The 10,847-nt window shown below is 51.2% G+C and carries 10 protein-coding genes and 3 pseudogenes; 9 read left to right on the top strand and 4 right to left on the bottom strand.

The window, feature by feature from the left end; translation table 11 throughout:
• The 4 genes and pseudogenes from BHE85_RS04485 to phrB form a co-directional block, all read left to right on the top strand.
• Positions 1–333: pseudogene (locus tag BHE85_RS04485) on the top strand (IS1-like element IS1X2 family transposase); the annotation flags it as partial.
• Positions 334–779: 446 nt separating this feature from the next.
• A complete protein-coding gene (locus BHE85_RS04475) occupies positions 780–1,166 on the top strand; it encodes a hypothetical protein (protein WP_000266986.1) in 387 nt (128 codons plus the stop codon).
• Positions 1,167–1,450: 284 nt separating this feature from the next.
• Positions 1,451–1,960, top strand: coding sequence for a YbgA family protein (locus tag BHE85_RS04465; protein ID WP_001053305.1), 510 nt, complete (start codon positions 1,451–1,453; stop codon positions 1,958–1,960).
• On the top strand, positions 1,957–3,375 hold the full coding sequence (gene phrB / locus BHE85_RS04460) for a deoxyribodipyrimidine photo-lyase (protein ID WP_000207161.1): 1,419 nt from the start codon (positions 1,957–1,959) through the stop codon (positions 3,373–3,375). The genes BHE85_RS04465 and phrB overlap by 4 nt, the downstream gene beginning before the upstream one ends.
• 41 nt (positions 3,376–3,416) lie before the next feature.
• Here the strand turns inward: phrB and dtpD are convergent, their stop codons facing one another.
• Positions 3,417–4,898 carry a dipeptide permease DtpD gene (gene dtpD, locus BHE85_RS04455; protein WP_001032713.1) on the bottom strand — a complete coding sequence of 494 codons (1,482 nt, stop codon included), beginning with the start codon at positions 4,896–4,898 and terminating at the stop codon, positions 3,417–3,419.
• A 270-nt stretch (positions 4,899–5,168) separates the two neighbouring features.
• Here dtpD and ybgI point away from each other — a divergent pair, with 270 nt between their 5' ends.
• The 5 genes from ybgI to nei are packed head-to-tail and all read left to right on the top strand — an operon-like array spanning position 5,169 to position 9,065.
• On the top strand, positions 5,169–5,912 hold the full coding sequence (gene ybgI / locus BHE85_RS04450; protein ID WP_000798871.1) for a radiation resistance protein YbgI: 744 nt from the start codon (positions 5,169–5,171) through the stop codon (positions 5,910–5,912).
• Between the two features lie 22 nt (positions 5,913–5,934).
• A complete protein-coding gene (gene pxpB, locus BHE85_RS04445; protein WP_001188327.1) occupies positions 5,935–6,591 on the top strand; it encodes a 5-oxoprolinase subunit PxpB in 657 nt (218 codons plus the stop codon).
• Positions 6,585–7,517 (top strand): 5-oxoprolinase subunit PxpC, encoded by a 933-nt coding sequence (pxpC, locus tag BHE85_RS04440; RefSeq protein WP_000912736.1) that lies wholly within the window; start codon positions 6,585–6,587, stop codon positions 7,515–7,517. The genes pxpB and pxpC overlap by 7 nt, the downstream gene beginning before the upstream one ends.
• Positions 7,507–8,238, top strand: a complete 732-nt coding sequence (gene pxpA, locus BHE85_RS04435) for a 5-oxoprolinase subunit PxpA (protein WP_242412315.1) — start codon at positions 7,507–7,509, stop codon at positions 8,236–8,238. The genes pxpC and pxpA overlap by 11 nt, the downstream gene beginning before the upstream one ends.
• Positions 8,239–8,273: 35 nt before the next feature.
• Positions 8,274–9,065, top strand: coding sequence for an endonuclease VIII (gene nei / locus BHE85_RS04430; protein ID WP_001114039.1), 792 nt, complete (start codon positions 8,274–8,276; stop codon positions 9,063–9,065).
• On the opposite strand, the gene BHE85_RS04425 is transcribed toward nei, so the two are convergent.
• From BHE85_RS04425 to BHE85_RS04415, 3 genes and pseudogenes are all read right to left on the bottom strand, one after another.
• Positions 9,062–10,108: an AbrB family transcriptional regulator gene (locus BHE85_RS04425; RefSeq protein ID WP_004981508.1), complete on the bottom strand. Its 1,047-nt coding sequence runs from the start codon at positions 10,106–10,108 to the stop codon at positions 9,062–9,064. The genes nei and BHE85_RS04425 overlap by 4 nt on opposite strands.
• 151 nt (positions 10,109–10,259) lie before the next feature.
• Positions 10,260–10,502, bottom strand: a pseudogene (locus BHE85_RS04420) (type 1 fimbrial protein); the annotation flags it as partial.
• A gap of 12 nt (positions 10,503–10,514) precedes the next feature.
• A pseudogene (locus tag BHE85_RS04415) lies at positions 10,515–10,847 on the bottom strand (IS1-like element IS1X2 family transposase); the annotation flags it as partial.

Raw genomic sequence — 10,847 nt, 5'->3', positions numbered from 1 at the left:
TGGCTGTTTTACGCGTATGACAGGATACGGAGGACGGTTGTGGCGCACGTCTTCGGTGAACGCACTCTGGCCACACTGGAGCGTCTTCTGAGCCTGCTGTCGGCCTTTGAGGTCGTGGTATGGATGACGGATGGCTGGCCGCTGTATGAATCACGCCTGAAGGGAAAGCTGCACGTTATCAGCAAGCGTTACACTCAGCGCATTGAGCGACATAATCTGAATCTGAGACAACATCTGGCAAGGCTGGGACGGAAGTCACTGTCGTTCTCAAAATCGGTGGAGCTGCATGACAAGGTCATCGGGCATTATCTGAACATAAAACACTATCAGTAAGTTGGAGTCATTACCGATCCGCTGGGCTTAATTGATAAACCTGCTCCAGTATTCAATCGAGACCTAAATTCAGATCCGTATTATCTTGCCGTAAATAATTGTTATTCATATGCTCTAAATAGGTATGGAAACCCTGGGAGTAGGATTTTTGGCGGCGGAGGATTACAACCTGGAGAATTATCTGGAAAAGAGTTTTCTAAACTCACTTGCGGTAGTATTTTTGAAGCGTCAAAAAATGATGGTGCCAAGGATTTAGATAATGGGAGTTGTCCATCTGGTTACCATAAAGCTCAATTGTTTATTCGTCCTCACAATTTTATAGGCATGGGAGGGGATTATCACTGGTATCGTCAGGATGCAAATGGCGAATGGTCTGACAAACAAGGAGTGGGAGCAATTAGATTTAGAGGAAAAGATCCCTTCCCCCCAATAGATTATCCTGAAAAGTGTGGAACGATATTTTTACCAAACTAAGTATTGCCATTTTGTTAGCATTTTCTGCATATGTTCATGCGGAAACATCAGCTCCAATATTTTTTGAAGATGTTGGCAGTATAGACTCTTGGTTTTCAATTAAATACCAAAAATATGAAAACGTGAAGGATGAACAATACCCAGAAATTCTGATTTATTATGGTGTTAAAGGTTCAGGAATAAATAGAGTTGATGGGTGGTTTTTCTCATGTGCAAAGGCTGGGAGAACTTGTAGTCTAATTTTCATGGCTGACTTTGGTGAAAGCCGCTATTTTAAACCTGCAAAAATAGCTATGAATAAGAATAATTTGATTATAAGGACGAGTGATGTAGAAATAGCATTTAAGATAACGAAATAAATATTTGTTTTAACAGTGTTTATGTTTTTTAAAGAGAGAAAATGGAGTGCGATTGTTAGTTTGAAATACAATTAATAGTGAGGTAATTAAGCTTTGAGAACTGTTATTTTCTAAAAATAAAAAATACAAAAAATGAATGCAGCTCGGGAAATAGTAGAATAATTCTCGCTCAGATGAAGTTGATAATATTTTTACCAACAAAATACTTCCCCGCAAAAACTCTGCCCCATAAAATTCATTTACCATCGTCTACACTTACTCCTTTATACCGTTCAGGAGCAGTAATGAATCTACAACGATTTGATGACAGCACCCTAATCCGTATCTTTGCCCTTCATGAGTTACATCGACTGAAAGAACATGGCTTAACGCGCGGGGCGCTTCTCGATTATCACAGCCGCTATAAACTCGTCTTTCTGGCGCATTCTCAGCCGGAGTACCGCAAACTTGGCCCGTTCGTGGCTGATATTCACCAGTGGCAAAATCTGGATGACTATTACAACCAGTACCGCCAACGCGTAGTTGTTTTGCTTTCTCACCCCGCCAACCCGCGCGATCACACCAATGTTTTGATGCACGTTCAGGGTTATTTTCGCCCGCATATTGATTCCACAGAACGCCAGCAGCTGGCTGCGCTTATCGACAGTTATCGCCGTGGCGAGCAACCACTTCTTGCGCCGCTGATGCGTATCAAACACTATATGGCGCTTTATCCTGACGCCTGGCTTTCAGGGCAGCGTTATTTCGAACTTTGGCCGCGTGTGATTAACTTGCGCCATTCAGGAGTTTTATGACTACCCATCTGGTCTGGTTTCGCCAGGATTTACGTTTGCACGATAATCTCGCACTGGCTGCCGCCTGCAGCAATTCGTCTGCACGCGTGCTGGCGTTGTATATCGCTACACCACGCCAGTGGGCGACGCATAACATGTCGCCGCGTCAGGCTGAACTTATCAATGCTCAACTGAATGGGCTACAAATAGCGCTTGCGGAAAAAGGTATTCCTTTATTGTTCCGTGAAGTGGATGACTTTGTCGCCAGTGTCGAAATAGTTAAACAGGTGTGCGCGGAAAACAGCGTTACCCACCTGTTTTATAACTATCAGTATGAAGTGAATGAGCGGGCGCGGGATGTGGAAGTTGAAAGAGCGCTGCGTAACGTGGTGTGTGAAGGATTTGATGACAGCGTGATCCTGCCGCCTGGCGCGGTGATGACCGGTAATCACGAGATGTACAAAGTCTTTACGCCTTTTAAGAATGCCTGGCTGAAACGGCTGCGGGAAGGGATGCCGGAGTGCGTCGCTGCGCCAAAAGTTCGTAGTAGCGGATCGATAGAGCCCTCGCCATCCATTACGCTGAATTATCCTCGTCAGTCTTTCGATACTGCGCATTTCCCGGTGGAAGAAAAAGCGGCGATTGCGCAATTACGCCAGTTTTGCCAGAACGGTGCCGGAGAATATGAGCAACAACGAGATTTTCCGGCAGTGGAAGGCACCAGTCGTTTGTCCGCCAGCCTGGCAACGGGCGGGTTATCGCCTCGCCAGTGTTTGCATCGCTTGTTGGCGGAACAGCCGCAGGCGCTGGACGGTGGGGCCGGTAGTGTCTGGCTTAGTGAGCTGATCTGGCGCGAGTTCTACCGTCATCTGATGACGTATTACCCCTCGTTGTGTAAACATTGTCCGTTTATTGCCTGGACGGATCGTGTGCAGTGGCAGAGCAATCCCGCACATTTACAGGCCTGGCAGGAAGGCAAAACGGGATACCCGATTGTCGATGCTGCCATGCGTCAGCTTAACAGCACTGGCTGGATGCATAACCGGCTACGGATGATTACAGCCAGTTTTCTGGTGAAAGATTTGTTGATCGACTGGCGCGAAGGCGAGCGATATTTCATGTCGCAGCTGATTGATGGTGATTTGGCAGCCAATAACGGTGGCTGGCAGTGGGCCGCTTCAACCGGAACCGATGCAGCGCCGTATTTTCGTATTTTCAACCCGACAACCCAGGGCGAGAAATTTGACCGTGAGGGCGAGTTTATTCGTCGATGGTTACCGGAGCTGCGCGATGTACCAGGGAAAGCGGTGCATGAGCCGTGGAAGTGGGCGCAGAAAGCAGGTGTGATGCTGGATTATCCGCAACCGATAGTTGATCACAAAGAGGCAAGGCTGCGAACGCTGGCAGCGTACGAAGAAGCGAGGAAAGGAGCCTGATAAAACGCAGCGAGCGTTTTATCAGGTATGGTGCTGGCCTATTATGACTCCAGCGCCAGCGCGCGGTTTCTGAATTTCAGCGCCTGATACAGCCAAATCATCAGTACCAGTCCTACACACGCCAGTGCGCCCCAGGTAATTTGATCAAATACTTCAATATATGCATTGATGGAGTAGTTGATCGCCCCGGAAGCATCAAACGAAGCCTGCGATGTCTGATCGGCAATCACGCCCGCGAGATAGTTCGCAATCGCGCCGGAAAGCAGCATATAAATGCCGGTTAATACGCCGGTCACACCGGGGATTTCAATGCGCGTAATTTGCGACATGGCAACCGGGTCGATAAACAGTTCCGCAAAGCCCATCACCGCCAGGCCTAATACCATCAGTGGCAGAGAAGAGTGACCATACATTGCGGACCAGCGGGCGCTTAAGGTCAGAATGCAGAACCCGGCGCTCATCAGGCCGAGACCAAGAGCAAATTTTCCCCAGATGCGCACGGTACGATTACCTGCGACGCTTTCTTTAACCACCCACGCCAGGAACACACCGCACAGCATAACTGCGAAGGCATTAATCGACTGGAACATAGCAGTCGGAACGGTATAACCAAACATATCGCGGTTAACGAAGCGGTCGATATAAAGGCTAATCGAGCTGCCGCCCTGTTGTGCGAAGGCCCAGAACAACATACTGAAGAAGGTGAGCGTCACAATCAGCCCCAGCTCCTTACGCTGTTTCTGGTTTTCTGCTTTGCGATAAATTTTTGCCAGTACACCCAGGCCAATAATAGTCGCGACAATTAAGGCGTATACCGACCACTCTTTCCAGAACAATACGGTAATCAGCGCAGGCGTTGCCACCAGCAGAACCAGCAGCCATCCCCAGTTAGGCAGGAGAAAGTTTGTCGCACGCAGTACTTTTTTATTAACGCCGCGGGTATGTGTGAAATGACGATTGCCACATAAGAAAATGACCAGACCCGCGATCATACCCACCGCCGCCAGGCCAAAGCCCATCGCCCAGCTGTACTCTTCCTGGGCGTAGCCACAGGCAATAGGTGCGATAATAGACCCCACGTTACCCGCTGCATACATCAGCGAGAAACTGCCATCACGACGCGGATCGGTTGGCTCATACAGCTCGCCGAGCAGGCAACTGACATTGGATTTAAACAGACCATAGCCACAAACAATTATCGCCAGGGACAGATAGAGGAATGACGGATGGATCTCACTGGCACCCAACACCACATGACCGATCGCCATCAATAACGCCCCCAGCATCACCGCCATGCGATTGCCGAGAACTTTATCCGCCAAAAAGCCACCGAGGATTGGCGTGACATACACCAGCGAACAGTAGGCGCTAAATAACTCGTAGGCGTGAGTATCGTTGTATTTTAGTTGATTGGTGAGATAGAGAATCAGCAGGGCACGCATGCCGTAAAAGCTAAAATATTCCCAGATTTGCAGCGCAACGACATAGTAAATAGCGCGCGGCTGTGATGCGTGTTTATTCATAATAATTCCACAATTGACGGCAACGTCACGTAATAGTTGCGCGGCGTGCTTGTGTTTCCTTAAAGTTAAAACTTTGATACAGATCTGATTATTTATGCAATATGCTGTCTGATTGCATAAATATACATTAGCTGAAGCGTGATGATATAAACAATTTGCGTCTTTTGGCGTCGGGTTTGTTTATTAATATGTCAAAAGATTGGCTATCGACGAACAGGCGAGGTAACGCTATGTTAACGGTGTAGCTATCAGAATACGGAAGGCGCGAAGATGAAAAACACCGAACTGGAACAACTGATTAACGAAAAACTGAACAGCGCGGCGATTAGTGATTACGCGCCGAATGGTTTGCAGGTGGAAGGCAAAGAGACGGTGCAAAAAATTGTTACCGGTGTCACCGCCAGCCAGGCTTTGCTCGATGAGGCAGTGCGTCTGGGCGCGGATGCGGTCATTGTGCATCATGGCTACTTCTGGAAAGGAGAGTCTCCGGTCATTCGCGGAATGAAGCGTAACCGTTTAAAAACGTTGCTGGCGAATGATATCAACCTGTATGGCTGGCATTTGCCGCTTGACGCACATCCTGAGCTGGGCAATAACGCACAGCTGGCGGCGTTACTGGGGATCACGGTCATGGGCGAAATTGAGCCGTTGGTGCCGTGGGGAGAGCTGACCATGCCTGTGCCGGGACTGGAACTAGCCTCCTGGATTGAAGCGCGTCTGGGACGTAAGCCGTTATGGTGTGGCGATACCGGACCTGAGGTGGTCCAGCGCGTCGCCTGGTGCACGGGCGGCGGGCAAAGTTTTATCGATAGCGCCGCGCGTTTTGGCGTGGATGCTTTTATTACTGGCGAAGTTTCTGAACAGACCATTCATTCAGCCCGCGAGCAGGGATTGCATTTTTATGCTGCAGGTCACCATGCCACTGAACGTGGTGGTATTCGCGCATTGAGCGAGTGGCTGAATGAAAATACCGATCTTGATGTGACCTTTATTGATATTCCTAATCCTGCATAACGAATAATCAGAGGGATCGAAAGTGCAACGAGCGCGTTGTTATCTGATAGGTGAAACGGCGGTAGTGCTGGAACTGGAACCGCCGGTGACGCTGGCTAGCCAGAAACGGATCTGGCGACTGGCGCAGCGTCTGGTGGATATGCCGAATGTGGTTGAAGCCATTCCCGGCATGAACAATATCACGGTGATTTTGCGTAATCCTGAGTCGCTGGCGCTGGATGCCATAGAGCTTTTGCAACGCTGGTGGGAGGAGAGCGAGGCCCTGGAACCTGAGTCTCGCTTTATTGAAATTCCGGTGGTTTACGGTGGTGCAGGCGGACCGGATTTGGCGGTGGTCGCGGCGCATTGCGGGTTGAGCGAAAAACAGGTTGTTGAATTGCACTCCTCCGTGGAATACGTGGTCTGGTTTTTAGGTTTTCAACCGGGCTTCCCGTATCTCGGGAGTTTGCCGGAACAACTACACACGCCACGGCGCGCTGAACCGCGCTTGCTCGTTCCGGCAGGTTCTGTCGGGATCGGCGGGCCGCAGACTGGTGTTTATCCGCTGGCAACGCCGGGTGGCTGGCAGTTGATTGGTCATACCTCACTCAGCCTGTTTGATCCGGCGCGTGACGAACCCATCTTATTACGTCCGGGAGACAGCGTGCGCTTTGTACCGCAGAAGGAGGGAGTATGCTGAAGATTATTCGTGCGGGCATGTATACCACTGTGCAGGATGGCGGTCGTCACGGTTTTCGCCAGTCGGGTATCAGCCACTGCGGCGCACTGGATATGCCTGCGTTACGCATTGCTAACCTGCTGGTGGGTAATGACGCCAATGCCCCCGCGCTGGAGATCACGCTCGGTCAGTTAACGGTTGAGTTCGAAACTGATGGGTGGTTTGCTCTGACGGGTGCCGGTTGCGAAGCGCGGCTGGATGATAACGCCGTCTGGACCGGCTGGCGCTTGCCGATGAAAGCAGGCCAGCGTTTAACGCTTAAACGCCCGCAGCACGGCATGCGCAGTTATCTGGCGGTCGCGGGTGGTATTGATGTTCCGCCGGTAATGGGGTCATGCAGCACCGATCTCAACGTGGGGATTGGCGGGCTGGAAGGCCGTTTACTGAAGGATGGTGACCGACTCCCGATTGGCAAATCGAAGCGTGATTTTATGGAAGCGCAGGGCGTTAAACAGCTGCTGTGGGGCAACCGCATTCGCGCCTTGCCGGGGCCGGAATATCATGAGTTCGATCGCGCCTCGCAGGATGCATTCTGGCGTTCGCCCTGGCAGCTTAGCCCGCAAAGTAACCGCATGGGCTATCGCTTACAGGGGCAAATTTTAAAACGCACCACCGATCGCGAACTGTTATCTCACGGTTTGTTACCGGGTGTGGTGCAGGTGCCGCATAACGGGCAGCCGATTGTGTTGATGAACGACGCACAGACCACCGGTGGTTACCCGCGTATTGCCTGTATCATTGAGGCTGATATGTACCATCTGGCGCAAATTCCGCTCGGTCAGCCGATTCATTTTGTCCAGTGTTCACTGGAAGAGGCACTGAAAGCGCGGCAAGATCAACAACGTTATTTCGAACAATTAGCGTGGCGGCTACACAATGAAAATTGACCTGAACGCCGATCTGGGCGAAGGCTGCGCCAGCGACGCAGAGCTATTAACGCTGGTTTCCTCTGCCAATATTGCTTGTGGATTTCATGCAGGCGATGCCCAAACCATGCAGGCTTGCGTGCGTGAAGCAATAAAAAATGGTGTCGCGATTGGCGCTCACCCGAGTTTTCCCGACAGGGAATTTTGGTCGCAGCGCCATGCAGCTGCCGCCAGAAACCGTTTACGCCCAGACGCTGTATCAAATTGGCGCGCTGGCAACGATTGCCGTGCGCAAGGCGGCGTAATGCGTCATGTCAAACCGCACGGCATGTTGTACAACCAGGCGGCGAAAGAAGCACAACTGGCAGACGCCATCGCCAGAGCGGTATACGCTTGCGATCCAGCATTGGTTCTCGTTGGGCTGGCAGGAAGCGAGCTGATTCGTGCAGGCAAGCAATATGGCCTGACAACGCGCGAGGAAGTGTTTGCCGATCGCGGTTATCAGGCTGACGGCTCGCTGGTGCCGCGAAGTCAGCCAGGCGCGTTGATTGAAAACGAAGAACAGGCGCTGGCGCAAACGCTAGAGATGGTGCAACACGGCAGAGTCAAAAGTATCACCGGCGAATGGGCAACGGTCACGGCGCAAACAGTCTGCCTGCATGGCGACGGCGAGCACGCACTGGCGTTCGCCCGCCGACTACGCTCTACATTTGCCGAAAAGGAGATTGTTGTCGCAGCATAACCCCGATTAATAAAGAATGAAAAAAGGATATCACCATGCCTGAAGGCCCGGAGATCCGCCGTGCAGCGGATAACCTGGAGGCGGCGATCAAAGGCAAACCACTAACTGATGTCTGGTTTGCCTTCCCGCAGTTAAAAACTTATCAATCACAACTTATCGGTCAACACGTTACCCATGTGGGAACGCGTGGTAAGGCGTTGTTAACTCATTTTTCCAACGACTTAACGCTCTACAGCCATAATCAGCTTTACGGCGTCTGGCGCGTGGTTGATACCGGCGAAGAGCCGCAGACCACGCGAGTATTGCGGGTAAAACTGCAAACGGCTGACAAAACCATTCTGCTTTATAGCGCCTCGGATATTGAGATGTTGAGGCCGGAACAACTGACCACGCATCCGTTTTTACAACGCGTTGGTCCCGATGTGCTGGATCCGAATCTGACGCCGGAGGTGGTAAAGGAACGGTTATTGTCACCGCGCTTTCGTAACCGTCAGTTTGCAGGATTACTGCTCGATCAGGCGTTTCTGGCTGGGCTTGGCAATTATTTGCGGGTGGAGATCCTCTGGCAGGTTGGGTTGACTGGAAATCATAAAGCGAAAGATCTCAATGCGGCGCAACTGGATGCACTCGCACACGCGTTACTGGAGATTCCTCGGTTTTCTTACGCTACGCGGGGGCAGGTGGATGAGAATAAGCATCATGGGGCGCTGTTTCGCTTTAAGGTTTTTCATCGTGATGGCGAACTGTGCGAACGCTGTGGCGGCATCATTGAGAAAACCACGTTGTCCTCGCGCCCGTTTTACTGGTGTCCAGGCTGCCAGCACTAGGCCGACCGCTTCGGCGCATAGGTTGAAATAAACCGCGCAATGGCTGGCCCCGTCAGCAAAATACTGAACAGGCGCAGGGTTTGCATCGCCATAATAAGCGCCATATCGGCATTGCTCCCTGCGGCGATGACCGCCACGGTATCAAGCCCGTCGGGACTGGTGGCGAGGTAGGCAGTCATAAAATCAATATGCATAAACCGGGTCAGTCCCCACGCCATACCTGCACAAATAGCCAGCAGAGCAAAAATCGACAGCAGGATTTGCGGTAGTGGGCGTAGTGCCCGCAGTAAGATTTGTTTATCGAAACCAAGACCAATCCGCCAGCCAATTGCCATATACGCCATCGCCAGCAGCCATTCCGGTAGTTCGATGGTGATGAGCTGACCAGACTGGAGCACTGCGCCCGCCAGCATCGGGATGAGCATCGTGCCGGAAGGAAGACGCAGCATGCATCCCGCCGTACCGGCAACGACTGCGAGCAAAATCGTAAGCAGGAGATTAATGCTCACTGGCGGGAACCAGACGATTTGCTGGTTAACCGCTTCAGCGTTATCACCCAGCATCATGCAGGTGACCAGAACAGCGGCCCCCGCGACGAACAGCACTCGCAGATATTGCATAAACGCCACCAGGCGAATATCTGCGCCGTAATCTTGCGCCATAGCGACCATTGCCGCTGCGCCGCCTGGAGAAGAACCCCAGGCACCGGTATTTCCAGGCAGTGAGCTATAGCGCACCAATAACCAACCCACGATGGCGCTGGAAAGCAGCGTCACCAGTAAAATAGCAAGCACGATCGGCCAGTTGGCGGCCAGCGTGGTGAGAATCGAACCAGTGAGGTTTTGCGCAATCATGCAGCCAAGAATGGCCTGCGCGGCGAGAAAAGCGGAGCGGGGAAGTTGCAGAGTAATTCCGCGCATACTGAAGATGATCCCGGCGATCATCGGCCCAAGTAATAGCGCCGCCGGGAGATGTACCGCGAGGAAACCAATAGAAAGGAGAAGTGATAGCACACATAACATTCCCCACTGCAAAACTGGCATCCTTCGCTCCCTCATTATTTTCTCTTTGGTGTATCGATACAGCATAAAGAAAGCCGGGCCAGGAAAAAATAACAGTAATCAAGGAAAAGAGGAAAATCAGCAATTTTCTGAAAGAGATGCCCTTTCCGGCTGCAAAGGGCATCATGGCAAATCAGTTATAGTTAATTTTAAAAAGCACCACTGTATCGAAGGGCCCAGCCTCGATGGGGGTACCTGCAATGGACGAAAGTTCAGCTGTATAGGTTTTTTCGTAGACCAACATGTCGCTGGTGAAATCGGCGTATTCAGCATATTTATTGAAGGTATAAGGCGAGGCGTTTTCATCCAGCAAACGTAGCTTCAGACCATTACCAATCAACAATGCTTTATCTTCTTCAACCAACGTTTCTTCGGTAATGACTCCAACTTACTGATAGTGTTTTATGTTCAGATAATGCCCGATGACCTTGTCATGCAGCTCCACCGATTTTGAGAACGACAGTGACTTCCGTCCCAGCCTTGCCAGATGTTGTCTCAGATTCAGATTATGTCGCTCAATGCGCTGAGTGTAACGCTTGCTGATAACGTGCAGCTTTCCCTTCAGGCGTGATTCATACAGCGGCCAGCCATCCGTCATCCATACCACGACCTCAAAGGCCGACAGCAGGCTCAGAAGACGCTCCAGTGTGGCCAGAGTGCGTTCACCGAAGACGTGCGCCACAACCGTCCTCCGTATCCTGTCATACGCGTAAAACAGCCA

It is taken from the genome of Shigella sp. FC1567, assembly GCF_001743015.1.
Lineage (GTDB): Bacteria > Pseudomonadota > Gammaproteobacteria > Enterobacterales > Enterobacteriaceae > Escherichia > Escherichia coli.
This window is presented reverse-complemented; position numbering and strand designations above follow the sequence as displayed.